27 protein-coding genes are annotated in these 25,459 nt (G+C 67.8%); 18 read left to right on the forward strand and 9 right to left on the reverse strand.

From position 1 onward, the window contains the following. Position 1 precedes the first annotated feature (1 nt). The 3 genes from smc to NMQ11_RS02345 are packed head-to-tail and all read left to right on the forward strand — an operon-like array spanning position 2 to position 5,089. On the forward strand, positions 2-3,574 hold the full coding sequence (smc, locus tag NMQ11_RS02335) for a chromosome segregation protein SMC (protein WP_255169781.1): 3,573 nt from the start codon (positions 2-4) through the stop codon (positions 3,572-3,574). Further along, positions 3,567-4,559: a segregation/condensation protein A gene (locus tag NMQ11_RS02340; RefSeq protein WP_255169782.1), complete on the forward strand. Its 993-nt coding sequence runs from the start codon at positions 3,567-3,569 to the stop codon at positions 4,557-4,559. The genes smc and NMQ11_RS02340 overlap by 8 nt, the downstream gene beginning before the upstream one ends. Before the next feature lie 59 nt (positions 4,560-4,618). Then, positions 4,619-5,089 carry a DUF8108 domain-containing protein gene (locus NMQ11_RS02345; RefSeq protein ID WP_255169783.1) on the forward strand — a complete coding sequence of 157 codons (471 nt, stop codon included), beginning with the start codon at positions 4,619-4,621 and terminating at the stop codon, positions 5,087-5,089. Between the two features lie 12 nt (positions 5,090-5,101). Here the strand turns inward: NMQ11_RS02345 and NMQ11_RS02350 are convergent, their stop codons facing one another. Both NMQ11_RS02350 and mtnP read right to left on the reverse strand, forming a co-directional pair. After that, entirely contained in the window at positions 5,102-5,518 is a 417-nt protein-coding gene (locus NMQ11_RS02350) for a DUF7344 domain-containing protein (protein ID WP_255169784.1), read from the reverse strand. A gap of 160 nt (positions 5,519-5,678) precedes the next feature. Beyond that, positions 5,679-6,581, reverse strand: a complete 903-nt coding sequence (gene mtnP, locus NMQ11_RS02355) for an S-methyl-5'-thioadenosine phosphorylase (protein ID WP_255169785.1) — start codon at positions 6,579-6,581, stop codon at positions 5,679-5,681. Positions 6,582-6,695: 114 nt separating this feature from the next. Here mtnP and NMQ11_RS02360 point away from each other — a divergent pair, with 114 nt between their 5' ends. Beyond that, complete coding sequence (locus NMQ11_RS02360; RefSeq protein WP_255169786.1) at positions 6,696-8,141, forward strand: MATE family efflux transporter; 1,446 nt, start codon at positions 6,696-6,698, stop codon at positions 8,139-8,141. 19 nt (positions 8,142-8,160) lie between these two features. On the opposite strand, the gene NMQ11_RS02365 is transcribed toward NMQ11_RS02360, so the two are convergent. Further along, positions 8,161-8,856, reverse strand: a complete 696-nt coding sequence (locus NMQ11_RS02365; protein WP_255169787.1) for a phosphoribosyltransferase — start codon at positions 8,854-8,856, stop codon at positions 8,161-8,163. 144 nt (positions 8,857-9,000) lie between these two features. Here NMQ11_RS02365 and NMQ11_RS02370 point away from each other — a divergent pair, with 144 nt between their 5' ends. Then, positions 9,001-10,317, forward strand: a complete 1,317-nt coding sequence (locus tag NMQ11_RS02370) for a S1 family peptidase (RefSeq protein WP_255169788.1) — start codon at positions 9,001-9,003, stop codon at positions 10,315-10,317. 10 nt (positions 10,318-10,327) lie between these two features. Here the strand turns inward: NMQ11_RS02370 and NMQ11_RS02375 are convergent, their stop codons facing one another. Then, on the reverse strand, positions 10,328-10,567 hold the full coding sequence (locus NMQ11_RS02375; RefSeq protein WP_255169789.1) for a hypothetical protein: 240 nt from the start codon (positions 10,565-10,567) through the stop codon (positions 10,328-10,330). Between the two features lie 99 nt (positions 10,568-10,666). Here NMQ11_RS02375 and NMQ11_RS02380 point away from each other — a divergent pair, with 99 nt between their 5' ends. From NMQ11_RS02380 to NMQ11_RS02400, 5 genes are all read left to right on the forward strand, one after another. Beyond that, the gene (locus tag NMQ11_RS02380; RefSeq protein WP_255169790.1) at positions 10,667-11,563 is read left to right on the forward strand and encodes a PhzF family phenazine biosynthesis protein; all 897 of its coding nucleotides are present in this window, start codon (positions 10,667-10,669) and stop codon (positions 11,561-11,563) included. A 165-nt stretch (positions 11,564-11,728) separates the two neighbouring features. After that, positions 11,729-14,053: a phosphoenolpyruvate synthase gene (gene ppsA / locus NMQ11_RS02385; protein ID WP_255169791.1), complete on the forward strand. Its 2,325-nt coding sequence runs from the start codon at positions 11,729-11,731 to the stop codon at positions 14,051-14,053. Between the two features lie 156 nt (positions 14,054-14,209). Beyond that, positions 14,210-15,070: a hypothetical protein gene (locus tag NMQ11_RS02390; RefSeq protein ID WP_255169792.1), complete on the forward strand. Its 861-nt coding sequence runs from the start codon at positions 14,210-14,212 to the stop codon at positions 15,068-15,070. Positions 15,071-15,144: 74 nt separating this feature from the next. After that, a complete protein-coding gene (gene mfnA, locus NMQ11_RS02395; protein WP_255169793.1) occupies positions 15,145-16,242 on the forward strand; it encodes a tyrosine decarboxylase MfnA in 1,098 nt (365 codons plus the stop codon). A gap of 78 nt (positions 16,243-16,320) precedes the next feature. Beyond that, complete coding sequence (locus NMQ11_RS02400) at positions 16,321-16,647, forward strand: hypothetical protein (RefSeq protein WP_255169794.1); 327 nt, start codon at positions 16,321-16,323, stop codon at positions 16,645-16,647. 54 nt (positions 16,648-16,701) lie between these two features. On the opposite strand, the gene NMQ11_RS02405 is transcribed toward NMQ11_RS02400, so the two are convergent. The 3 genes from NMQ11_RS02405 to NMQ11_RS02415 form a co-directional block, all read right to left on the reverse strand. Further along, a complete protein-coding gene (locus NMQ11_RS02405) occupies positions 16,702-17,157 on the reverse strand; it encodes a DUF7313 family protein (RefSeq protein ID WP_255169795.1) in 456 nt (151 codons plus the stop codon). Positions 17,158-17,228: 71 nt separating this feature from the next. Continuing rightward, entirely contained in the window at positions 17,229-18,011 is a 783-nt protein-coding gene (locus tag NMQ11_RS02410) for an NAD(+)/NADH kinase (RefSeq protein WP_255169796.1), read from the reverse strand. A gap of 43 nt (positions 18,012-18,054) precedes the next feature. Further along, the gene (locus tag NMQ11_RS02415; protein WP_255169797.1) at positions 18,055-19,365 is read right to left on the reverse strand and encodes a M28 family peptidase; all 1,311 of its coding nucleotides are present in this window, start codon (positions 19,363-19,365) and stop codon (positions 18,055-18,057) included. A gap of 197 nt (positions 19,366-19,562) precedes the next feature. Here NMQ11_RS02415 and pdhA point away from each other — a divergent pair, with 197 nt between their 5' ends. From pdhA to NMQ11_RS02435, 4 genes are all read left to right on the forward strand, one after another. Further along, positions 19,563-20,636, forward strand: coding sequence for a pyruvate dehydrogenase (acetyl-transferring) E1 component subunit alpha (pdhA, locus tag NMQ11_RS02420; RefSeq protein WP_425607697.1), 1,074 nt, complete (start codon positions 19,563-19,565; stop codon positions 20,634-20,636). Positions 20,637-20,717: 81 nt separating this feature from the next. Continuing rightward, positions 20,718-21,782, forward strand: a complete 1,065-nt coding sequence (locus NMQ11_RS02425; RefSeq protein ID WP_255169799.1) for a polyprenyl synthetase family protein — start codon at positions 20,718-20,720, stop codon at positions 21,780-21,782. Positions 21,783-21,860: 78 nt separating this feature from the next. After that, entirely contained in the window at positions 21,861-22,250 is a 390-nt protein-coding gene (locus NMQ11_RS02430; protein WP_255169800.1) for a DUF7541 family protein, read from the forward strand. Between the two features lie 74 nt (positions 22,251-22,324). Further along, a complete protein-coding gene (locus NMQ11_RS02435) occupies positions 22,325-22,573 on the forward strand; it encodes a DUF6684 family protein (RefSeq protein WP_255169801.1) in 249 nt (82 codons plus the stop codon). Here NMQ11_RS02435 and NMQ11_RS02440 read toward each other — a convergent pair. Together NMQ11_RS02440 and NMQ11_RS02445 are read right to left on the reverse strand one after the other, a co-directional pair. Continuing rightward, on the reverse strand, positions 22,570-22,704 hold the full coding sequence (locus NMQ11_RS02440; protein ID WP_255169802.1) for a hypothetical protein: 135 nt from the start codon (positions 22,702-22,704) through the stop codon (positions 22,570-22,572). The two genes, NMQ11_RS02435 and NMQ11_RS02440, sit on opposite strands and share 4 nt — an antisense overlap. Positions 22,705-22,799: 95 nt before the next feature. Further along, complete coding sequence (locus NMQ11_RS02445; RefSeq protein ID WP_255169803.1) at positions 22,800-22,952, reverse strand: hypothetical protein; 153 nt, start codon at positions 22,950-22,952, stop codon at positions 22,800-22,802. 115 nt (positions 22,953-23,067) lie between these two features. Between NMQ11_RS02445 and NMQ11_RS02450 the strand changes: the two genes are divergently transcribed. From NMQ11_RS02450 to NMQ11_RS02465, 4 genes are all read left to right on the forward strand, one after another. After that, a complete protein-coding gene (locus NMQ11_RS02450) occupies positions 23,068-23,550 on the forward strand; it encodes a DUF309 domain-containing protein (protein WP_255169804.1) in 483 nt (160 codons plus the stop codon). Between the two features lie 79 nt (positions 23,551-23,629). Further along, entirely contained in the window at positions 23,630-24,427 is a 798-nt protein-coding gene (locus NMQ11_RS02455) for a M14 family metallopeptidase (protein ID WP_255169805.1), read from the forward strand. A 73-nt stretch (positions 24,428-24,500) separates the two neighbouring features. Further along, positions 24,501-24,992: a YeeE/YedE family protein gene (locus NMQ11_RS02460; RefSeq protein ID WP_255169806.1), complete on the forward strand. Its 492-nt coding sequence runs from the start codon at positions 24,501-24,503 to the stop codon at positions 24,990-24,992. After that, positions 24,989-25,459: a DUF6691 family protein gene (locus tag NMQ11_RS02465; protein ID WP_255169807.1), complete on the forward strand. Its 471-nt coding sequence runs from the start codon at positions 24,989-24,991 to the stop codon at positions 25,457-25,459. The genes NMQ11_RS02460 and NMQ11_RS02465 overlap by 4 nt, the downstream gene beginning before the upstream one ends.

The following is a 25,459-nucleotide window of genomic DNA, read 5'->3' on the forward strand; positions in this document are numbered from 1 at the left end:
GATGCACATCAAGGCGCTCGTTCTGGACAACTTCAAGAGCTTCGGCCGAAAGACGAAGATCCCGTTCTACGAGGACTTCACCGTCGTCACCGGGCCGAACGGCTCCGGTAAATCGAACATCATCGACGCCGTCCTCTTCGCGCTCGGCCTCGCTCGCACCCGCGGCATTCGAGCCGAGAAGCTGACCGACCTCATCTACAACCCCGGCCACGAGGACGGGAACGCCAGCGGCGGCCCCCGCGAGGCGGTCGTCGAGGTCGTTCTCGACAACTCGGACGGCACGCTCGAGCGCTCGCAGGTCGTCAACGCCGCCGGCAGCGACGACGTCGGCGACTGCGAGGAGATTCGCATTCGAAGACGGGTCAAGGAGACGGAGGACAACTACTACTCCTACTACTACCTCAACGACCGGGCGACGAACCTCTCGGACATCCAGGATCTCCTCGCCCAGGCCGGCGTCACCCCGGAGGGGTACAACGTCGTCATGCAGGGCGACGTCACCGAGATCATCAACATGACGCCGTACAACCGGCGGGGGATCATCGACGAGATCGCCGGCGTCGCGGAGTTCGACGCCAAGAAGGAAGACGCCTTCGAGGAACTCGAGATCGTCTCCGAGCGGATCGACGAGGCCGAACTCCGGATCGAGGAGAAGCGCGCTCGTCTGGAACAGCTCGAAGACGAGCGCCAGGCCGCTCTCCGGTACCGTCGACTCCGCGACGAAACGGAGGAGTACGAGAGCTACCGGAAGGCCAGCGAACTCGAGGAGAAACGCGAGGACCTCGCGGCGGTCACCGAACGGATCGACGGTCTCGAGGCGGACCTCGACGAGCTCCAGCGCACCCTCGACGAGCGCCAGGGGGCGGTCGTCCGCCTCCAGGAGGACCTCGAGGACCTGAACGCCGAAATCGAGCGCAAGGGCGAAGACGAGCAGCTCCGGATCAAACGCGAGATCGAGTCGATCAAGGGCGACATCTCGCGGCTGGAAGACCGCATCGAGGCCAGCGAGGAACAGATCGAGGAGGCCGAGTCGGCCCGCCGCGAGGCGTTCGTCCAGATCGACCGCAAGCAAGAGCGCGTCGAGGAGCTCACCGGCGAGATGCGCGAGCACAAACTCGAGAAGGCCTCGATCAAAGCCGAGATCCAGGGGCGAGAGGGAACCGTAGAGGAACTCCAGGCGGAGATCGACGCGGTCGACACCGAGTACGACGAGGTGAAAGCCGAGCTGGCGGAGCGAAAGGAGGCGCTCGAGAGCGCGAAAACCGAGAAGAACGACCTCCAGCGCGAGCAGGATCGGCTGCTCGACGAGGCCCGCCGGCGCTCGAACGCGATCACCGAGACCGAAGCCGAGATCGAGGAGACCCGCGAGACACTGCCAGAGATCGAGAGCGAGCGGGCGGACCTCGAGCGCGAACTCGAGAAGGCCGAACGAAACCGCGAGAACATCGCGGGCGTCGTCGAGGACCTGCGCGAAGAGAAGCGGGAGCTGCAGTCGACGCTCGAGGAGGTAGACGACGAGCTCCAGGCGAAACAACAGGAGTACGCCGAACTCGAGGCCAACGCGGGCGAGAGCGGCGACTCCTCCTTCGGCCGCTCGGTGACGACGATCCTGAACTCGGGGATCGACGGCGTCCACGGCGCGGTCGCCCAGCTCGGGACGGTCTCGGGCGAGTACGCCGTCGCCTGCGAGACCGCGGCGGGCAACCGCCTCGCGAACGTGGTCGTCGACGACGACGTGATCGGCCAGCAGTGTATCGAGTACCTGAAATCGCGCAACGCCGGCCGGGCGACGTTCCTGCCGATCACGAAGATGCGCGAACGCGGCCTGCCGAACGCGCCCTCCGACCCCGGCGTCGTGGGTTTCGCGTACGATCTCGTCGACTTCGACCCGCAGTACGCGGGGATCTTCTCGTACGTCCTCGGGGACACCCTCGTCGTCGAGGACATCGAGACGGCCCGCGCGTACATGGGCGACTTCCGCATGGTCACCCTCGACGGCGACCTAGTCGAGAAGTCGGGGGCGATGACCGGCGGCTCCCGAAAGGGGTCGCGGTACTCCTTTTCCGGCGGCGGGAAGGGACAGCTCGAGCGCGTCGCCACCCAGATCACCGATCTCCAGGACCGCCGGGAGTCGGTCCGGAGCGACCTCCGCGGCGTCGAGGAGCGACTGGACGACGCCCGCGACCGCCAGACGGCCGCGGCCGACGAGGTTCGCTCGATCGAATCCGAAATCGAGAAGCTCGCGGAGCGACGCGACCGCCTCGAGGGCGAGATCGAGGACCTCGAGGGCGAACTCGACGACCTCGAGGACGAACGCGAGTCCGTCGACGAGCGGATGACCGAGATCTCCGGGGAGATCGAGACGAAGCAGGGCGAACTCGAGGAGATCGAGGCCGACATCGACGACCTGGAGGCCGAACTCGCCGACTCGAAGATCCCCGAGCTGACGGCGCGGATCGAGGAGGTCGAAGCCGAGATCGCAGAGCGCGAGAACCGCATCGACGGCATCGACTCGAAGCTGAACGAACTCGGCCTCGAGAAACAGTACGCGTCCGACGCCATCGAGGACCTCCACGACGACATCGAGAGCGCCCAGAACCGCAAGGCCGAGTACGAGGAGCGAATCGAGGAGTGCGAGGCGGAGATCGCCGACAAGCGCGAGGTCCTGTCGGAGAAACACGAGGCCGTCGAGGAACTCGAGAGCGAACTCGTCGAACTCAAAGACGAGCGAACGGCGCTCCGCGAGGAGCTCACCGCGGCGCGAGAGGCCCGTGATACACAGCAGGACCAGGTGAACGCCGTCGAGAGCAAACTCGAGACCGCACGCGAGCGAAGGGAAGCCCTCGAGTGGGAGGTCGACTCCCTCGAGGCCGACGTCGGCGAGTACGACCCCGAGGACGTGCCGGATCACGAGACGGTCCTCGAGATGATCGACCTTCTCACGGCGGACATGGAGGCGATGGAACCGGTGAACATGCTCGCGATCGACGAGTACGACGAGGTCCGCGAGGAACTGGAAACGCTCGAGGACGGGAAGGAGACGCTGGTCGAGGAGGCCGACGGCATCCGCGAGCGGATCGAGCAGTACGAGACCCAGAAGAAGGCGACGTTCATGGAGTCCTACGACGCGATCGCCGGCCACTTCACGGAGATCTTCGAGAAGCTCTCGGAGGGGACCGGCTCGCTCCACTTAGAGGACGAGGAGGACCCCTTCGAGGGCGGGCTGACGATGAAGGCCCAGCCCGGCGACAAACCCATCCAGCGCCTGGACGCGATGTCCGGGGGCGAGAAGTCCCTGACCGCGCTTGCCTTTATCTTCGCCATCCAGCGCCACAATCCGGCGCCGTTCTACGCGCTCGACGAGGTTGACGCCTTCCTCGATGCGGTCAACGCCGAGCGGGTCGGCCAGATGGTCGACGAACTCGCCGGGCGCGCCCAGTTCGTCGTCGTCTCGCACCGCTCGGCGATGCTCGACCGCTCCGAGCGGGCGATCGGGGTGACGATGCAACAGGACAACGTGAGCGCGGTGACGGGAATCGACCTGAGCAGCGAGGGGGTGCCGGCCGATGACTGACGAGCCGCAACGCGGCTCGGAACAATCGAGCGGGGAGCGGAGCGACCCGCGAGACAGCGAATTGGGACGCGACGAACCGAACGACGACATTCCGCTCCAGATCGCCGGCCACGAGGACCGCGAGCGGCCCGGATCGGGGGAATCGACCCTCGAGTTCGTCGACGACACCGCCGAAACCGACGCGGCGGCGGACGACGAGGTCGAACCCGTCGAGTTGCTCGTCCAGCTCGCCAAGGACGGCGAGATCGACCCCTGGGACATCGACGTCGTTCGGGTCACCGACAAGTTCCTCGAGGCGTTAGACGACGCCGATCTCCGGACCTCGGGGCGCGCGCTGTTCTACGCGAGCGTGCTGTTGCGGATGAAAAGCGACGAGCTGTTCGCGCCCGACGAGCCCGACGAAGAGGAGCTGCCGCCGTGGGAGGCGCCCTTTGCGGACGAGGAGCCAATGGACGGCGAGTACGACGGCTTCGACCCCGTGGCGAGCCTCGAGTCCGAGATGGATCGCCGCCTCGAGCGAAAGCAGGCCCGCGGCAAGCCCGAAACGCTCGACGAGCTGGTCCGCGAGCTGCGGGACGCCGAACGGGGCACTTGGTGGAAGTCCTCGCGGAGCTACGATACGAGCGACTCTCCGCAGGGGTACGGCCGCGGGGTGCAGGAGCTCAGCTACCACTCCGGCGACGACTTCCGGGTCGACGACGAGCCGACGGCCGACGACGTCACTCACACCGCCCACGAGGAGGACATCGAGGCGGTGATCGACGACGTCGACGCGGCCCTCGAGAGCCAGTACGAGCGGGGCCGCGAGGAGGTGCTGTACGCCGAAATCGACGAGGTGGGGGGCTCGCGGGTGATGACCTACCTCGCGCTGCTGTTTCTCGCCCACCGGGGTCGGATCGTCCTCGAGCAGGATGAACTGTTCGGCGACCTCTGGATCCAGCGGGCGACGCTCGAGGCCGACCCCGAAGAGGCGATTGCGGACTGACCGACGGAACTTTGGCTGTCGTGTGACTGATCACAAATATGACCGAGTCGAATCGACCGGTGAGTGCCGATCGCGGGCTCCGACGGCTCGCCGACTGGGCCGGGTTCACGGCGCTCTGGGGGTGGATCGTTCTCTCGCTGCTCCTCGTTCCAGGGCTGTTCGGCTACTGGTGGCTCGGGGTCGCGTTCGCGCTCGTCGGCACCGTCGTCTGCTGGGAGGCCCTGAAGGCGTCGACGCACCCGGTGACGACGATCGGCACGCGGCGTGAGGTGCAGACCGAGCCGATTCGGGAGGCCGGGTACGACTGTCGCGTCTGCGACGAACCCGCGGGCGGCGGCGAGCGTCGCCGGTACGCGACCCACCGCGTCGTGTTCGGCTCGACGGTCGCGGTTCCCGAGTGGGGCGTAAACGAGTACTGCTCGGGGTGTGCGGGAACCACGGGCGAGTCCGTGCGCGCCCCCACCGAGGAGTCCGCCTGCGACCGTCGGGACCGGGAGCGGTCGCTCGCGGTCGACGGCGACCGGGGCTGAGACGCGAGCCGATCAGTCGTCCTCGAGGGCGAACGGCTCCTCGGGGGGCTTGCTGTAGAGCACCGACAGGTGCGACCGCTCGGGCAGTTCGTCGGTGTGTTCGCTCGCGTAGGCGTCCTCGAGAAACGGCCGGAGCCGGTCGAACCCCGACGCCGTCACGACGTCCCCGTTGCGGTCGTCGTAGTCGACGACGTTCTCGTCGGCGAGACGCGGCAGGTGGACGTGGACCAGCGAGACGGCGACCCGGCGGTGGTCGTCCTCGCTGACTTCACGCAGGGAACACCCCTGCTCCCAGGCGACGATCTTCGTCGCCAGGTCGTCGACGGTCGCGTACTCGCTGTTCAGGAGAAGGTACAACAGCGAACGCCGGCGCGCGTTCGAGAGTAACGAAAACACGACGTTCAGTTCGGGTGATTGCCTCCCCGTCATTATCCGGCGGTTGGGGACGAGACGGTACAACCTTCTCGCCAAATCACTTCGGTTTTTCGGCGTTCCTGACTCTCACGCGCTCGGTTTCGTTTCTCGAGCGACCGTGGACTCGAGCGAAAGAACCGACCGACTCGAGCGAGGTGTCGAGCGCCGATCTCGGTTATTCGAGGTATTCGCCCGCCAACAGGTCAATCCGCTCGCGCGTTTCCTCGGGGATCGCGTCCGCGGGGGTGTTGATCGTTCCCTCGAGGGCCGACCAGGCGTCGCTCTCGAAATCCTCTGGCATCGTCCTGATCGCGCGTTCGATCACCTCGTTGATCGACTCCTGGTTGGCGGCGGCGTTCTCGAGGACTTCCTCGAGGGTGACCTCGCTGTCTTCCTTCCAGACGTCGTAGTCGGTGACGCCGGCGATCGTCGCGTAGCTGAGTTCGGCCTCGCGGGCGAGTTTCGCCTCCGGGATCGCGGTCATGCCGACCACGTCCCACCCCTGGGCGCGGTAGAACTCGCTCTCGGCTTTCGTCGAGTACTGCGGTCCCTCGATGCAGACGTAGGTGCCGTTCTCGGAGACCTCGGCGTCGGTTGCCTCGCGGCTCGCGGCTGCACCGCTCTCGTCCTCCGAGGTGCGTAGCACCTCGCGGGCGGACTCGGCGAGGTGTGAGACCATCTCGGGACAGTACGGCTCGGCGAAGCTCATGTGGACGACCATTCCGTCGCCGAAGAACGTCGGCGACCGGTGTTTGGTGCGGTCGAAGATCTGGTCCGGAACGACGAGCGTCTGTGGGGGGAGGTCCTCCCTGAGGCTACCCACGGCGTTCGTCGCGATGACGCGGTCGACGCCGGCCTGCTTCAGCGCGTAGATGTTGGCCCGGTAGCTCGCGTCCGTCGGCGTGTGCTGGTGGTCCTCGCCGTGACGCGGGAGAAAGACGACCTCCCGCCCGCCGAGTTCGCCGACGGTGAGGTCGTCGCTCGGCTCGCCGTACGGCGTCGACACCGACTCTGTCGATACGTTCTCGAGTGGCAGTGCCTCGTAGATTCCGCTGCCGCCGATGACGCCGATTCGCATACCGAACCATCCCGTCGGAAGCGTTGTAAACGGTGCGGGTTCGCCCCCGACTCGTGAGCCGTGTTATCAGGTGCTACGAGCGTTCAAATACCTGGAGTGCTATTTCGGTTCGTAATGTCGTCCGAGACGGAGCCGGGCGCGGACAGCGACCTGACGGAGGGGACGCTGCTCCGGCCGATGTTCCTGCTGGCCTGGCCGCTCGTGGTCATCCAGCTCCTGCAGGTCGCCTACAACGTCGGCGACACCTTCTGGCTCGGCGCGCTCTCGCCGGACGCCGTTGGCGCGCTGAGCCTCGCGTTTCCGCTGATCTTCTTTTTGATCTCGATCGGCGGCGGGTTCACCGCCGCGGGCGCGATCCTCATCGCCCAGCACACGGGCGCAGACAGCGGCAAGGGAGGGCTGATCGCCGGTCAGACGCTCTCGTTCATCACCATCGTCGCGATCGTCCTCGGGATCCTGGGCTACTTCGTCACCGACGCGATGCTCGGCCTGCTGCCCGCCGACGCCGAGACGCAGGCCCGGATCATCCCGCTGGCGGCCGACTACATGCGCATCTTCTTTCTGGGGATGCCCTTTCTGTTCGGCTTCTTCATCTTCGTCTCGCTCATGCGCGGCTACGGCAACACCCGCGCGCCGATGCGCGTGATGGTGATCAGCGTCGTCATCAACCTCGCGATCGACCCGCTGCTCATCTTCGGCGTCGGCCCGTTCCCCCGCCTCGAGATCCAGGGCGCCGCCGTCGCCACCGTCCTCTCGAGAGCGGTGGCGACGGCCGTCGGGTTCTACGTCCTGTTTTACACGGACGTCGGTCCGGACATCGAGCCCGAGCACCTCGTCCCGCGCTGGGAGTACGTCTCGAAGATCACCCGGCTGGGCGTGCCGACGGCGCTCGAGCAGTCGATGAGTTCGCTCGCGATGATCACGATGACGGCGATGGTGGCGACGTTCCCGCCCGCGGTCGTCGCCGCCTACGGGCTGGGCAACCGGCTGATCTCGCTGGCGTTCCTGCCGGCGATGGGGATGGGGCAGGCGACGGACACGATCGTCGGCCAGAACCTCGGCGCCGGCAAGCCCGACCGGGCGGAGACGGCGACGTGGGTCGCCTCGGGCGTGATCGCCGCGATCATGCTCGCCGCCGGGCTGATCGCGTTCCTGTTCCCGGAACCGATCGTCGCCGTCTTCCTCACGGCCGACGTCGAAGGGCGGGCGGACACGCTCGCCTACGGCACCACGTACCTGCAGGTCGCGGCGGCGATGTTCGTCTTCATGGGCGTCCTCCAGGTGATCCTCGGGGCGTTTCGCGGCGCGGGTAACACGAAGACGGCGCTCGTCTTCTCGGTCGTCACCCTCTGGATCGCCCGCGTCCCGGTGAGCTACTACCTCATCTTCGTCGCCGGCTGGGGGACGACCGGGATCTGGATCGGCGTCGTCGCCGGCGACGTCGTCGGCGCGATCGCCGCGATCGCCTACTTCACCCGCGGCACCTGGAAGGAGTCGATCGTCGAGGAGGAAGACGAAGAGGAGACGGCGGAGGCGGTCGCCTCGCCGGCGACCGACTGAGACGGGAGTCGAGACGCACTCACTCGAGCAGCACCCACTCGCCGGGCGCGCTCATCTCGATCACCTCGCGGCGCTCCATCTCGGTCAGCACCTCCGTGAGCCGGTTGGGCTGGGCGATCTCCATCTCGATGCGCTCGACGTTGTGAAACTCGTTCAGGTAGTGGCGCACGTCGGCCTTCGAGAACGAGTCCTGATCGGCCTGTTCCATCACGCCGGAGATGAGGTCGATCATGTCCTCGATGAAGTTCCAGGGGTAGACGATCCAGGCCCACTCCTCGAGGCGCTCGCCGATGTAGTCGGGTTCGAACTCGCTGGTCTGGAGGAGCTGGAGCGTCGCGGTCCGGACCGACCCCGCGTTGCGCTCCTCGACGTACTCCTGAGCGCGCTTGATCGAGCCCCCGGTGTCGGCGATGTCGTCGATGATCAGCACGTCCTTTCCCTCGACGCTCCCCTCGGGCATCGGGTACCGAACCGTCGGCTCGCCGGATTTCTGGGCGGTGCCGACGTAGTGTTCCATCTTCAGACTCGCCAGATCGTCCATCCCGAGGAAGTCACAGATACACCGGCCGGCGAACCAGCCGCCGCGGGCGAGCGCGACGATCACGTCCGGTTCGAAGTCGTCCCGGCGGACGTCGTCGCTGACGTCCCGACAGAGGCTGTAAATGTACTCCCAGTTGGTAATCGTACAGTTGAAGTCGTCCGGTAGGTCGGACATTGCTGGTGGCCACCTACGTCGACCGAGGCGAGCGCCCACCTTAAGTGGGGTGAAACGCGGTACCGACGGTTCGTTCTACGCGATAGCCACATACACCTATCGACCGTCGGCTATTACCTCTCGGTATTCAGGTGAATCACTACCATGCCAACGACCCGAGACTACGAGTACCTCCTCGAGTGTGCGAACGTGATCGGCGTCGACTACAACGAGGCGGAGAACCGGGTGAAGGTGTTCGTCTCACAGAAGATGCCGCCCGAGACGCTCGCGGACGAGGACGACGTGAAAAAGCGCGTACAGGAGACCGACGCAGACGTAACCGTCGACGTCGTCGACGCCGGCTACGACGACGAGCGAGCGGGGTACGAGCCGCTGTCGACGCTCGAGGTGATTCCCGAGGCGCTCGAGGGACGCGGGGAGCGCCACCGGCCGGTCCCCGCGGGCGTGAGCGAGATCAATGCGATCTCGACGGCGGGGACGGGCGGCCCCTACCCGGCTCGCGTCACGGCGGACGCGACCGACGAGGCGAGCGGGGCGGTCTGGAGTGACGCCGTCGGGGCCGACGACCTCGTTCGGCTGTCGAACAACCACGTCTACGCCCGCTCGAACGAGGCCGACCTCGGCGAGCCGATCCTCCAGCCGTCGCCCCAGGACGGCGGCGAGAGCGACGACGAAGTCGGGGCACTGGTCGGCTACGTTCCCATCGACGACGGGGTCCGGGTCGACGTCGCCGCACGATCCGTCGACCGCGACCGGGAGAGCGACCGGTACCTCGAACTCGAGGACGAGTGGCCGACGGGGGTTCGCCGCGACGGCTACGAGGAACTGCGCGAGGAGACGGTCACGAAGACCGGGCGAACGACGGGCGTGACGAGCGCGACGGTCGAGGCGACGAGCGCGAGCGTCAACGTCGACTTCGGCGAGGGGGGAACGATCACCCTCCGCGATCAGCTGATAACCGGCTACATGTCCGAACCCGGCGACAGCGGCTCCGCGGTCTTCCTCGAGGACGGCGAACTCGTGGGGCTGCTGTTCGCCGGCTCGACCGAACAGACGATCTGCAACCGGATCGCGAACGTCGAGGCGGATCTCGGCGTCGAAATCCTCACCGAGGAGCCCGACGACGGCAACGGCGACGGCGGAGGCGACCGGGAGCCGCCGGTGTACACGACCACCTTCGAGCGCGCCCTCGAGGTGGACCTCGAGGGCGCGAGCCTCGACCTGGAGTCGGTGACGTTCGGCGGCCGACCGCAGCCGGGAGCAACGGTTCCGCTGCGTATCGCGGTCGTCGCGAGCGAACCCGGCAGCTACTGGGTCGACGTCGACGGCGACCGCGAGCGATTCGAGATCGGCGGCGAGTCGTCGGACGACCTGGGGCACACGGTGACGGCCTCGGCGGCCGTCCCCGAGGACGCCGCGGGAACGCTCTCCGTGTCGATCGCGGGCGGGCGACTCGAGTAGCGGTTTCGGCTCACTCCTCGAGCGTTCGCGCCAGCGCGATGTACGCGAGCCCCAGCGCGAAGCTCACCAGCGCGGCGGCGAGGACGACGAGCGCGGCGAGCGAGCTCTCGAAGAACCGACTCGCGATGCCGTAGATCACGAGCGCGACGAGCGGCGCGGCACCGAAGCCGACGAAGAGGCCGCCGGCGAACCAGGCCTGGCCGGCGGTGCGCTCGAGTTCGTCGCCGGTCGGCCCGTCTGCGCCGTGCATGACTCGTAGTCGGGCCGGACGGGTAAATCGGTTGCCGACGGCGACCCGTTTTCGGACGCCGACGGAGGATTGATACCGCCACCGTCGAATACCGTCGGTATGGAGACGATTCGCGTCCTGCAGGTCGACGCCTTCACGGACGAACCGCTGGCCGGAAACGCCGCCGGCGTCGTTCCCGACGCCGACGACCTCGCGCCCGACCAGATGCGGTCGATCGCCCGCGAACTCGCCCTGAGCGAGACGGCCTTTCTCCGCTCGAGTTCCGACGCGGAGTACGGAATCCGCTACTTCACGCCCACCCAGGAGGTCGACCTCTGCGGGCACGCGACGATCGGGTCGTTCTCGCACCTCCACGAGGAGGGCCTCGAGGCCGGAACGACGACCCTCGAGACGAACGTCGGCGTCCTCGAGATCGACGTCGAGTCCGACGGCACCGTCTGGATGACCCAGGACGACCCCGACATTCGGGAGGTCGACCTCGACTACGGCGAGGTCGCCGACGCCCTCGGCGTCGAGGTGACGGGGCTCGAGGGCGTCGGCGCCGACCTTCCGCTCGCGGTGTCCTCGACCGGCCTGCCGTTTCTGATGGTGCCCATCACCTACCTGCGGGACGTCGGTAACGCCGTCCCCGACATGGCGGCCGTCGAGGCGCTCACCGACGCGGTCGAGGCGACCGGTCTCTACCTGTTCACCTTCGACACGCTCGCCGCGGAGTCGACGCTCCACGGGCGGATGTTCGCCCCCGGCGCCGGCGTTCCGGAGGACCCGGTCACCGGAACCGCGAGCGGCGCGGTCGGGGCCTACCTCGAGCGCTACGGCGCGCTCGATCCGTTCCCCGAGGAGTGTCGACTCGAGCAGGGCCACTACGTCGACCGCCCCGGAACGGTGCGGGTCAGGATCGACGACGCGGTTCGGGTCGGCGGTCGGGGCGTCACCGCACTCGACGGCACGCTCGTCGTGCCCGAGGACGAAGACGACGGCATTCTCGAGGCCTAACCTGCAGCGACGGCGACGAAGACCCGCCGGTAGTGTGGTTTCTAACCACGGGGCGTGCCGCCGGTATGGTGGAGGCTAAGCGAGAAACTCATTCGCTTACGAGTCACGAATGTGGCGCACTGTTCGCAAGGTTCTTTATTCGATTCGGTGTCTCTGCAGGTACAGATGGCTGTACTCTGGCTGGACGAGATCGACGCCGACGACCTCGAGGCGGTCGGCGGCAAAGGTGCTTCTTTGGGCGAACTCACCGGGGCGGGGCTTCCGGTTCCGCCGGGATTCGTCGTCACCGCGGGGACGTACCGGACGTTTATCGAGGAGGCCGGGATCGACGAGGAGCTGTTCGAGGCCGTCGACGTCGACGTCGACGACTCGAGCGCGCTGGCCGGGGCGGCCGATCGAGCGCAGGAACTGATCCAGGAGACGCCGTTTCCCGAGGAGCTACGCGAGGAGATCCTCGCGGCCTACCGCGAGGTCGGCGCGACGGACGAGGAGGCGTTCGTCGCCGTCCGTTCGTCGGCGACGGCGGAGGACCTGCCGGACGCCTCCTTCGCGGGCCAACAGGAGACGTTCCTCAACGTCACCGAGTCGGACCTTCTCGATCGCGTTCGCCGCTGTTGGGCCTCGCTGTTCACCCAGCGGGCGATCTACTACCGCCAGGAGCAGGGGTTCGACCACTCGACGGTGAACATCGCCGTCGTCGTCCAGCAGATGGTCGACGCCGAGAAGTCCGGCGTGATGTTTACGAGCCACCCCTCGACCGGCGATCCGACGATGATCATCGAGGCCGCCTGGGGGCTCGGCGAGGCCGTCGTCTCCGGCGCCGTCTCCCCGGATAACTACGTCGTCTCCAGAGCCGACGGCTCGGTCGACGTCACCGTCGCCGACAAGAAGGTGATGCACGAGAAAGACGAGGAGACGGGCGAAACCGTCGAACGCGAGGTGCCCGAGGAACGACGCGAGGCGCGCGTGCTGTCGGACGCCGAACTCGATCGCCTCGTCGCACTCGGCGAGCAGGTCGAAGAACACTACGACACCCCCCAGGACGTCGAGTGGGCGATCGTGGGCGAGGAGGACTACATGCTCCAGTCGCGTCCGATCACGACGATCAGCGACGACGCCGCGCGGACGGAGGAGCAGGCGGCCGACGCCGCGAGCGCGGAGGTCACCGACGGCAGCGGAACCCAGGCCGCCGGGAGCGGGGCGGCCGACGCCGGGGGCAGCGGCGACGTCCTCGTCGACGGCCTCGGCTCGAGCCCGGGGAAGGCGACCGGGGCGGCCAAGATCGTCCGCAAGCTCGACGAACTCGACAAAGTGGGCGAGGGCGACATCATCGTCACCGAGATGACCACCCCCGACATGGTGCCCGCGATGAAACGCGCGGCGGGGATCGTCACCGACGAGGGCGGCATGACCAGCCACGCCGCCATCGTCTCCAGAGAGCTCGGCGTCCCCGCCGTCGTCGGCACGACCAACGCGACGACGGTCCTCGAAGACGGCCAGTTCATCACCATCGACGGCGACAAGGGCACGATCCTCGAGGGCCAGGAGGTCGAAGACGAGCGCGAGCCGGTCGAGGAGGTGCGCCCGCAGTCGCCGGTGAAGCCGATGACCGCGACGGAGGTCAAGGTGAACGTCTCCATCCCGGAAGCGGCCCAGCGGGCCGCGGCGACCGGTGCGGACGGCGTCGGGCTCCTGCGGGTCGAGCACATGATCCTCTCGCTGGGCAAGACTCCCGAGCGGTACATCGAGGACAACGGCGAGGACGCCTACGTCGGCGAACTCATCGACGGCATCCGGGCCGTCGCCGACGAGTTCTACCCCCGTCCGGTTCGCGTGCGAACCCTCGACGCCCCGACGGACGAGTTCCGCCAGCTCGCCGGCGGCGAGAGCGAGCCCAACGAGCACAACCCGATGCTCGGCTACCGGGGCATCCGCCGCAGCCTCGACAAACCCGGGCTGTTCGGCTACGAACTCGAGGCGTTCCGCCGGCTGTACGAGATGGGCTACGACAACGTCGAGATCATGTTCCCGCTGGTCAACGACGCCGAGGACGTCTACCGGGCGAAGGAGCTGCTGGTCGACGCGGGAATCGACCCCGAAAAGCGCAGCTGGGGCGTGATGATCGAGACGCCCGCCTCCGCGCTGGGCGTCGAGGAGATGGCCGGCGCCGGGATCGACTTCGCCTCCTTCGGGACGAACGACCTCACCCAGTACACCCTCGCCGTCGACCGGAACAACGAGAACGTCGCCGACCGGTTCGACGAGCTCCACCCCGCCGTGTTGCGGCTGATCGGCGACGTCATCGAGACCTGTCGGGAACACGGCGTCGAGACGAGCATCTGCGGCCAGGCGGGGTCGAAGCCCGAGATGGTCAAGTTCCTCGTCAACGAGGGTGTGAGTTCGATTTCGGCGAACATCGACGCCGTTCGCGACGTCCAGCACGAGGTCAAACGCGTCGAACAGCGGCTGTTGCTCGACTCGGTGCGGTAGAGCGGGGTATCGCTCGCACCGGCCGGTTTTCGATCGCCTCGAGTCGACGTGCTCACGGCGTTTTCGCGGAGGCGAGTGCGAACGTGCACGGGGATGGAAATTTCCAGCGGTCATAAGTTATTTACGGGCGAGGCGTGACCGGTACGTTGCATCACAATGTCACGCACGACTAGACGACGTCTCCTGCGCGCGACCGGCGCCGCGGGAGCGACGCTGGGGCTCGCCACGACCGCCGTCACGGCCGACGACTGGCCGACGGGGTACGTCTCGACGCGAAACCACTTCGACTGTGACGGAAACGCACTCGAGGACCTGGACAGCTACGAGACGAACGACGTCCCGTGTTTCGACCGGGGCTGTGCGGACGAGTTGCTGGTTCACGTCCACGGCTGGAAGAACAAGGGCGAAGAGGACGCCCAGGGGGCCTTCGAGAACGCCGCGACGTACCTCGACGCGGGCGGCTACGACGGCGAGGTGATCGGCTGGTGGTGGGATTCGGACTGTGGCTGGGACACGTCGAAGGACATCGCCTGGTGGAACGGCAAGAAACTGGCGCAGTTCGTCAGGGACTACCGGCACCTCCACGGGAACGATCCGACGGTCCGGATCATGGGCCACTCGCTGGGCGTGCGGGTCGCGCTCACCGTCCCCTACTACTTCGAGGAGGCGGGCGTCGAGTGGGAGGCCGTTCGCAGTATGCACCTGCCCGGCGGCGCCGTCCCCAACGACTGGCCGGATCACGAGAACCTCCAGCCGGGGCTCGAGAACGCGTTCGGTGCGGTCTACAACTACGTCAACCGGGAGGACGACATTTTGGGCTGGTACGCCTACGAGTGGGCCGAGTGGAACGATGCCCTCGGCAGGCACGGCTCGGCCGAGGGCGGCACCTGTAACTTCCAGGACTGGGACGTGACCGACTGGTGGGGCAACGACCACGACTTCGAGACGTACATCGAGCACTGTAACGACCTCATCGTCGAGGACATGTACCGCGTCGACGAGTACAACGAGTGCTGACTCGCGGTTCGCTCTCGCCTCACAGCCGCATCGGAGAACGCAATCCATAACATCCCGCTGACGGATGTGGTGGTATGGACGCCGCTCGCGAGGCCGAGCCACAGGAGTTCGATCGGGTGCTCTCCTCGATGTGCACCGAGCCACACCCGGTCGCTCGCGATGCGGCCGAACGGTTTCTCGCGACCAACCCCGGCGACCCCGGCACCTACCCGCAGGTCGCGCGCCTCGAGCGCCGGGCGATCTCGCTTCTCGGCGACGTGGCCGGGCTGGAAGCGCCCGCGGGCTACGTTGCCAGCGGGGGAACCGAGGCGAACATCCAGGCGGTGCGGATCGCCCGGGACCGGGCCGACTCGCGCCGGCCGAACGTGGTGATGCCCGACTCCGGCCACTTCAGCCTCCGAAAGGCCGCCGACGTTCTCGGGGTCGACCTCCGCGTCGTTCCCCTCGACGACGAGCGCCGGGCGGACCTCGAGGCGGTTCGCCGGGCCGTCGACGCCGACACGGCGCTCGTGGTGGGCGTCGCGGGCTCGACGGAGTACGGCCGCGTCGATCCGATCCCGGAGCTGGCTGCGATCGCCCGCGAGAGCGGCGCACTGTGTCACGTCGACGCCGCCTGGGGCGGGTTCGTCCTTCCCTTTACGGACTACGACTGGAGCTTCGCCGACGCCCCGGTGGATACGATGGCGATCGACCCGCACAAGATGGGGCAGGCGGCGGTTCCCGCCGGCGGGTTGCTCGTCCGCGAGGCGGCGCTGCTCGACGAACTCGCGGTCGACACGCCCTACCTCGAGTCGACCTCCCAGGCGACGCTCACCGGTACGCGCTCCGGCGCGGGCGTCGCGAGCGCGGTCGCCGCCATGGAGGAGCTGTGGCCGGACGGCTACGCGGCCCAGTACGAGCGGTCGATGGCGAACGCGACCTGGCTGGCCGGCGAACTCGCCTCGCGCGGGTTCGCGGTCGTCGAGCCGACGCTGCCGCTGGTCGCCGCCGCCGTGCCCGCGCCGCTGTTCGACGCCCTTCGGGAGGAGGGGTGGCGCATCTCTCGGACCGCCGCGGGCGAACTTCGGATCGTCTGTATGCCCCACGTCACCCGAGCGAGCCTCGAGTCGTTCGTCGTCGACCTCGACCGGCTCAGAGGCCGCGAGCACGTCCCGCTCGTCGGCGGCGAGTGATGAGACCGGTACCACTGAGCCGCCGCCCACGTCGTTTCGACACCGGTATCTACCGCCCGGCGGACGGGTAAGACAGCGATGGACCGATTCGACACGATCGCGCTGGTCGGCTTTCTGAGTCTCGTCGGCGCGACGGTGCTGTTCGACCTCGAGGCGCTGTTTCTCTCGGCCGCACTCGGCGGCTTCGTCCTCTCACTCGCGCTCTGGCGGTTCTACGCGGGCGAGGTCTGGGAGGGCCTCGGCTGGCTCGCCTGGGTCGGCGCGGCGGTCCTCATGGCGGTCGGCATCGAGGGGCGACCGCTCCTCATCGTCGCGTTTCTCGGAGCGCTGCTCGTCGGCGTCGCGCTCCAGTTCGGCGGCCGGTTCGACCTGCTTCCGGACGTCTGGCGCGAGGGCGCCGAGTAGCCGCGTCGCTTTCGGAGCGCGACCGGCGACCGGTGAGAATCGTCCGGAACCCGGTCAGACGACCAGTTCCCACAGCGGGCGGATGATGAAGAACAGCGACTGGTAGGCGATGTAGAGGAACACCAGCGACGAGGCGACCAGCGCGCCCTTCGGGCGCTCGAGCGGAATCTCGGTACGGGCCTCGACGAGGCGAGCCTCGAACTCGAAGAAGTCCGTGACGAGCAGCCCCAGCGCGAGCACCGTGAAGATGACGCCGCCGTGGAGGTGGACGGTGATGTAGAAGAACCCGCCGAGGACGATCAGCACGTTCGTCACCTCGAGGAACAGGCTCCGCGTGACGGCGTCGGCGCCGTCCTCGCGGGCGGTCGCGACGTAGGTTCGGTGAGCGATGGCGCGTGCGAGCAGGTTGGCGACCACGAGGCCGAGCAGGACGAACTCGATGATCGTGACGCCGCCGACGACCTCCGTCCCGAGGACGCCGAGGGGTCCGAGTACCGCAGGTGTGATCATACCTGAACCACGGTCGTTCGACCATTAGAGTTTTTCCAATGACGGCGACCGTCGCCGACTCGACTCGGGGGCTACACGAACTCGCGAGAACTCTCCGGAACGACGAGCGTCGACAGCGTCTCGGTGGCGCCGACGGAGACGGACGAACCGGGGTCGACGTCGCCGACGGTTCGGTCGTCGGCACAGAGCACGACGTCGCCCTCGTCGCGTTCGACCGACAGCGAGAGGCGGTCGTCGGGGAGCACCCAGTGGCGCGTCTGCATGACGAACGGCGCGATCGGGACGACGGCGACGGCGCGGACGTCGGCCGAGAGCTGCGGGCCGCCCGCGGCGTCGGCGTAGCCGCGACTCCCCGCGGGCGTCGCGACCACCACGCCGTCGGCGCGAAACCGCGAGACGCGCCGGCTTCGAGCGTCGACGCCGTACTCTGAGATCGTCGCCGGTTCGGCGGTGACGAGCGCGACGTCGAACAGCGCCCGCGCCGCGCCGGCGTCGGTTTCGGCGGTGAGCAGCGGTCGCCGACACTCCGTCGCACCCCTCGAGAGCAGCGACCGAATCGCCGCCGGCCCGTCTTCGGGCGCGACCGCGCCGATACCCCGGATCGAACCGATCGGAAGGATCGGCGCGTCGGTCCCCTCGCGGACGGCACTGGTCAGTGCGGCCTCGCCGACGGTTACCAGCACGTCGGGGGCGACGTCCACCGCGGCGACCGACTCGCCGACGCTGCTCGAGGCGCCCGCCCCGGCGACCGCCGACTCGAGTCCCTCGAGGTCAACGCCGTCGGTACTCCCGCCCGTCGCCGGGACGATCCCGACGACCGGATCGTCGCCCGCCGCCCACGCGCCGCGTTCCATACGACCCAGTTCCGCCGGCGCGACCAAAAACGTGCGGATGCGGTCAGTCGTCGTACGGCCAGTCGCCGGTGATCCGCATCCCCTCGGCGAGGTTCTGGGCCTCGAGATCCGCGACGAGTTCGTCGGGGGGACGGTGGGGAATCTCGACGTCCTCGCTCGCGAGGTGGACCACGAGTTCGGTGAGCAGGATCGCCTGCTCGGGGAGGTCCCGCCGGTCGAGTTTGTCGAGGGTGTCCGCGAACGTGTGCCCCCAGCCGCGGCCGACCTCCTCGGACGTGCTCATCACGTGATATCCGGGGACCCCCCACTGGACGAACGGCCAGTGGTCGCTGTGGGGGCCGAGGCGGGGGATCGTCTCGATCGGGTGGCCGAACCGCTCGGCGACGGTTTCGGCGGCCTCCGCGAGTGCTGGGAAGCCGTGGGTTGTCATCGAGAGCGTTCGCCCGCGGACGACGCCGTCGTTGTTGACGATCGCCGTGATCGAGTCGTGGTCGGTCGTCTCGGCGTGGTGGGCGGAGCCGACGAGGCCGACCTCCTCGGCGCCGTAGGCGACGAACTCGACGCGCGTCTCGAGTTCGTCCTCGCGTTTCGCGAGGGCGTTCGCGAGTTCGACCACCATCGCGGTGCCCGCGCCGTTGTCGAGGGCGCCCTCGGCGATGTCGTGGGCGTCGACGTGGCTCGTGACGAGCACGCGCCCGTCGGTGTCGGGGCCGAGTTCCGCGTGAACGTTCTGGCTCGTCGCCTCGCGGATGTCGGCCTCGACGGAGACCGTAACCTCCTCGCCGTCGAATCGGCGGGCGAGGCGGGCGCCGACCTCGCTCGAGACGCCGACGGCCGGCACGTCGCCGATGGGGTCGTCGGCAGTGCCGACGCTACCGGTGGGTGGCAGACAGCCCTCGACGTGGTTGCGGTAGACGAACGCGGCCGCCCCGTTGGTCACCGCGTGATAGTACTTCTCCCGGCGGTGGACGTACCGGTCGTAGTAAGAGGGAATGTCGCTTCTGACCATGACGACCTTCCCCTCGAGGTCGGTTTCCTCGTACTCCTCGGGCAGGCCGTAGCCGAGGTCGACGAGTTCGGCGCTCGCGGTGCCCGACGGGCTGCGGGGAAGGGCGATGCAGTCGAGGTCGACGTCGCCGGCGGCGACCGAGCTCTCGCCGCGCGTCCACCCCTGGATGTCGAAGGTCTCGAGGCGAGCGTCTCGAGCCCCGACGTTCTCGAGTGCGTCCCGCGTCAGCTCGGCGGCCTCGCGCTCGCCGTCACTGCCGGCCATCCGGTTGCCGACGTCGACGAGTTCCTCGAGATGGCCCCACCCCACGTCGCTGGTGACGGTTTCACCGATCCAGGTTACCATGTGCCGAGGGTGCCACCGGGGGAGCCTAACTGTTGGGGAACCGGTGACGGCTGAGGGATTGTCAGTCTCGCATCGCGTTCTCCCGCTGTGACTCCCAACTCGTAGAACGTGTTTAAGTACCAGTTACGATCGTTCGGCGATTCCGTATCCTGGCGATCTTTTATTACTGATGGCGCTGTTTCTCCGATAGACCGTTGGTGAACTCGATGGCAAGTCAAGTCGACGATATCGTTCGGGTGTTGCCGGGTAGCGAGGACGACCACGGAACCAGAGCGGCCGAGCTCTCCGACGCCGCGCTGTGTGAGCTCTACGAGACGCAGGTCCTCGCGCGCACGTTCGACGAGAAGGCGATCAGCCTCCACCGACAGGGGCGGATCGGAACCTACGCGCCGATGCAGGGCCAGGAGGCCGCACAGGTCGGCGCGGCGATGGCGCTTCGCTCGTCGGACTACCTCTTTCCGACCTACCGCGATCACGCGATGTACCTCTCGCGGGAGATCCCGCTCTCCGAGATCCTTCGGCACCTGATGGGCCGCGGGAACTACGTCGACCGCCAGGACCCCGAGGGCCTGCGGACGTTCCCGATCACGATCCCGATCGCCACCCAGCTCCCCCACGCCGTCGGCGTCGGGATGGCGGCAGACTACAAGGGCGAGGAGGTCGCCGCGATGGCCAGCCTCGGCGACGGCGCGACCAGCGAGGGCGACTTCCACGAGGCGCTGAACTTCGCCGGCGTCTTCGAGGCGCCGGCCGTCTTCTTCTGTCAGAACAACGGCTACGCGATCTCGGTTCCACGCGAGCGCCAGACCGCGAGCGCGACGATCGCCCAGAAGGCCGACGCCTACGGTATCGAGGGCGTCCGCGTCGACGGCAACGACGTCCTCGCCGTGTACGACGTCGTCGAGAACGCCCTCGAGCGCGCCCGCCGGGGCGACGGGCCGACGCTGATCGAGGCCGTCACCTACCGGCAGGGACCGCACACCACGACCGACGATCCGAACGTCTACCGCGACGAGTCCGAGTGCGAGGAGTGGGGCTGTCCGCTCGAGCGAACCCGCGAATACCTCGAGACGACCGTCGGCTGGACCGAGGCGGACGACGAGGCGGTGTACGAGGACGCCCGCGAGACCGTCCAGCAGGCCGTCGAAATCGCCGAGGCGGAGACCGATCCCGACCCCGAGACGATGTTCGATCACGTCTACGCCGGCGACCACCCGCGCTACGCCCGCCAGCGCCGGCGGCTGCCCGACGAGCCGCGAGTCGAGCGCTGACAGGAGGCATCGAGTCGCCGATCCGCACCCGACGCGGGCGGAACTGAATCTTTTTCACGCCGCTCTGTGAGGGATTCACGTATGCGGGAGACGCTTGCCGAGTGGCGGCCGGTGATCGACGAGACGATCGCTGACCTCCTCCCACGAGAAGTCGATGCCGAGTACCTCGAGTCGTTCTTCGGCGAGGCGACCTACAGCTACGACCCCGAGGGCGTCCAGTGTGCGCTGTCCGACCCGGTCTGGGACCTCCTCGACCGTGGTGGCAAACGGTGGCGGGCCGTCCTCTTTCTGGTCTTCCTCGAGGCCTTCGGCGAGGATCCCGAACCCTACCTCCCCTACGCCTGCATCCCCGAGATACTGCACAACGGGACGATCATCGTCGACGACGTCGAGGACGGGGCGGCGATTCGGCGCGGCGAACCCGCGCTCCACCACGTCTACGGCGAGGACGTCGCGCTCAACGCGGGCAACGCGATGTACTTCCTGCCGCTGAAGATCCTGACGAACGACCCCGCCGACCTGCCCGCAGAGCGCAGACTCGCGGCCTACGAGATGCTGATGTACGAACTCAACCGCACCCACCTCGGCCAGGGGATGGACATCTACTGGCACAACGAGCGCGAGGTCCGCATCGGCCGCGAGGAGTACCTCGAGATGTGCGCCTGCAAGACCGGCTGTCTCGGCCGGATCGTCGCCCAGCTCGCGGCGATCGTCGCCGACCAGCCCCCCGAGGTGACGGCCGCGGTCGCCGACTACGCCGAACTCACCTCGATCGCGTTCCAGGTCGGCGACGACATCTTAGACGTCGAGAACTCGCTCGGCCGGGCCGGCGAGTTCGGCAAGGAGTTCGGCAACGACATCCGCGAGGGAAAGAAGACGCTGCTGGTCATCCACGCCATCGAGGAGAGCGACCCCGCCGACGCCGAGCGCCTCCAGGAGATCCTCGGGGCCGAGACGAACACCGACGAGGAGATCGTAGAGGCGCTGTCGATCATCGAGGGCGCCGGAAGCATCGAGTACGCCCGCGAGCGCGCGCTCGAGCTGGCGGCCGAGGCGAGAGAGAACGTCCGCGGCCTCGACCTCGAGCCGGCGGCGACGGACCAGCTCCTCGAGTTCACGGAGTTCGTCGTCGCCCGCGACGTCTGAACCGGCTCGGGCGGCTGACAGTCACGGCCGCCGGCATCTCGGGGCGGGATCTAACTGGCTCGCTTCCGTACCCGACCTATGGGCGATCACGCGACCCGCGCCGACTCGCCGCCGCGGACGAGTCCGTGGCCGATTCTCATCGCAGTGGGGCTCGTCGGCGCCGAGGTCGGCATCATCCTCGATCTGTTTCCCGTCGCCGTCGGCGGACTGGTACTCCTCGCGCGGAGCCTCGTCGGCATCCTCTCCGAATCGGGTTACCTCTCGCGTCCGCGAGTACTGGCTGCTGGCCTCGGGGTCGCGTTCGTCGCGGTCGGGCTGGCGCTGTACGGGCTGGGAACGGGACTGCTCGCGGGTGGGACCGGCGCCGAAACGCTGGTCGGACTCGAGAGCCGCGGGCTCGCGATCGCCGTCGCCGGCGCGCTCACGCTGGCCGGAGCGGCCGTCCTGCCTCGAGTTCGACGCGCCTGAGACGTCCGAGATCGGGGGGTACGCAGATTCGACCGGCCCCACAGCGACTTATGGAGTCGGCGCGTAGGCGTCGTATGAGTCGGAGCGCGTTCGACGCCGAGATGGCACTCGACCTCGCGGTCAACCTCATTCCGCTGGGGATCCTCGTCTTCTTCATCGGACTGTACGCGCTCGTCAACCCGTGGGGGATCGACCCGCTCAGAAGCACGCTCCAGTTCGCGATCATCGGGTTCACCGCGGTCGGTCTGGCACTCGTCACGTACGTCGCCGCCCGAGCGATCGAAGGCGACCCCCGGACCCGGGGCGACTCGAGCCGACGTTAGGGGCCACCCAGCACGAGGACGAAACCAGTGAGCGCCATCAGGACGACGATCCCAGCCAGTACGAGTCCGAACAGCTCCTTCTCGGAGAGCCGACGGTCGTCCGCCGGTTCGTCGGGGCCACTCGAGGACACGGAAACTCTCGGAGTGCTACACCGCCGCCGGATAAATGCCTTCGCCACCCGACGCAGCGAACTCGCCGGGAACGCACACCAGCCGAGGTGTCGGCTCAGTTGGCGAGGGGAACCGTCCGCGCCCGCCCGCCGTCGTCGAACTCGTCGTCGGGATACCGCGTCTCGCAGTTCAGACACTGATACCCGCCGTCGATGTGTCCGTACAGACGCCCGCCGCAGTCAGCACACTGTCCGTGTGGATAGTACATCTGAATGTGGAAAACGGCCCCGTTCGAATAAGCCCTCCGCCACAACGGTACACGCATTAAGAACGTTCTGTAGATCGACCGACGGAGTTACCCCACGACCGCCCGAAGACTCGGTATGGACGACCACACCCGCGACCCTACCGTCGGCGCCCCCGACGGGGACCCGACGGGGTGGCTCGAGTCGGCGGGTCGCTGGGAGCACGGCACCTTACGCCGGGCGACGATCCACGGCGTTCGGCTGTTCAACAGCGGCGCGTACCACGAGAGCCACGACTGCTTCGAGGACGAGTGGTACAACTACGGGCGGGGAACCTGCGAGAGCATGTTCCTCCACGGGATGGTCCAGGTCGCAGCGGGCGCCTACAAGCGTATCGACTTCGAGAACGACGACGGAATGCGTTCGCTGTTTCGCACTGCTCTCCAGTACTTCCACGGCGTGCCGCGGGACTTCTACGGCGTCGACGTCCTCGAGGTGCGAACGACGCTCACGAACGCCCTCGAGGAGCCCGAACGCATCGACGGCTGGCAGATTCCCCTCGACGGACGGGTTCCGGCGGCTCGAGACGTCGATTTCGCGTACGCCGCCGGCCTCGAGTAACGGGCAAACGTCTTCGATCACGAACAGCTCTCGCGAGAGATCGAACGGCCTTTGAGGACGACGCGCCTAGTGTGAGCAAATGAAAGTTGCCCAGCTCGGGTCGGGGACGCCCGAAATCGCGGTCGTCGCCGGCGTTCACGGCGACGAACCCTGCGGCGTTCGCGCCGTCGAGCGACTGCTCGACGAACGGCCGCCCGTCGAACGGCCGGTCAAACTCGTCGTCGCCAACGAGGCGGCCCTCGAGCGACAGGTCCGGTTCCTCGACGAGGATCTGAACCGCGCGTTCCCCGGCTCGCCGGAGGCGGACACCCACGAGGGACGTCTGGCCCACGAACTCGCCGCGGAGCTACGGAACTGTCTCTCCTTCTCGATGCACTCCACCCAGAGCCACGCGGAGCCGTTCGCCATCGTCAACGGCCTGTCGGAGACGGCAACGGAGCTGTGTCCGCAGCTACCGGTCAACGCGATCGTCGAAACCGGCCCGTTCGCGGAGGGGCGGCTGTTCACGCAGATCGAGACGATCGAGGTCGAGTGCGGCCTCCAGGGCTCGGATACGGCCGCCGAGAACGCGGATCGACTGACGCGGGCATTTCTGACCGCCGTCGGTGTGCTCCCCGGCGACACCGTCTCTCGAGACCTTCCGGTGTTCCGGCTCACCGACAGCATCCGAAAGCAGCGGGCCGACGAGTACGAGGTGTTCGTCGAGAACTTCCAGCGCGTCGAGGCCGGCGACGCGTTCGCGGCCACCGACGGCGAACCCCAGGTCGCCGCGGAGCCGTTCTACCCCGTTCTCATGTCGCCGTACGGCTACAGCGACGTCTTCGGCTACACCGCGGAGAAACTCGAGGTGCTCACCTCGGGAACGATCGCCGACTAGCCGCCGCTCCGGGATACGGGCACCGTTCACCGCGTCGCAGGATTCATACGCGGTCGCTGCCTTTGCTGGAGCAATGATTCCACCGGAGCTAATCGTTGCAGTCCTCTCGGAGCCGTTTCCCAACGGGATCAGTCACTACGCGATCGGGGGCCTGCTCGTCGGCCTCGGCGTCGTCGTCATCTACCTCGGGACCGGCGTCGCCGCGGGCGCGAGCACGTTCCTCGAGTCGACGCTCTCGTACGGCTCGAAGCTCCCGCGGTTCCAGCGCTACGCCCCCTCCCGTGACTGGCGGGTCGTCTTCACGCTCGGGATCGTCGCGGGCGCCGCGGTCTACGCGATCGCCCTCGGCGAGGGCGTCTGGACGACCGACGTCCAGTGGTGGCGGCTGCTCCTCGGCGGCGTCCTCATCGGTGTCGGGACGCGTCTCGGGAAGGGCTGTACCTCGGGTCACGGCGTCTGCGGGGTCGGCTCGGCCTCGAGCGCGTCGTTCGTCGGCGTCATCACGTTCCTGCTGATCGCGATCGGAACCGCCCACCTCGTCCAGGCCGCGGGGGTGATGCCGTGAGCGCAGACCACGAGCAACACCCGCTGTTCCTGCCGCTCGTCTTCGCCGGGGGGCTGATCTTCGGCTTCGGACTCGCGCTGAGCGAGATGGCAAAGCCGGAGGTCGTCCTCTCGTTCCTGCAGTTCGAGGACTTCGGGCTCCTGTTCGTGATGTTCGGCGCCGCCGCCGTCACCGGGCTCGTCTTCTTCACCGCACCCCGGCTGCTGGGGCGGGCGCCGATGACCGGCGCAGTCTACCGCCGCCGGCTCAAGACCCTCGACAGGAACGTCGTCCTCGGGGGCGGGGTCTTCGGCGTCGGCTGGGGGCTGTCAGGGATCTGCCCCGGCGCGGCCTACGCCAGCCTCGGCATCGGCAACTACGCGATCCTCTGGGGGATCGCCGGGATGTTCGTCGGCGCGTACGTCCAGGGCTACTGGCGCTCCGCGGGAGCGGAGGCGGGCGCCTCGAGTCCGACCGGCGCCGACTGA

It is taken from the genome of Natrononativus amylolyticus (genome assembly GCF_024362525.1).
GTDB classification, from domain to species: Archaea; Halobacteriota; Halobacteria; order Halobacteriales; family Natrialbaceae; genus Natrononativus; species Natrononativus amylolyticus.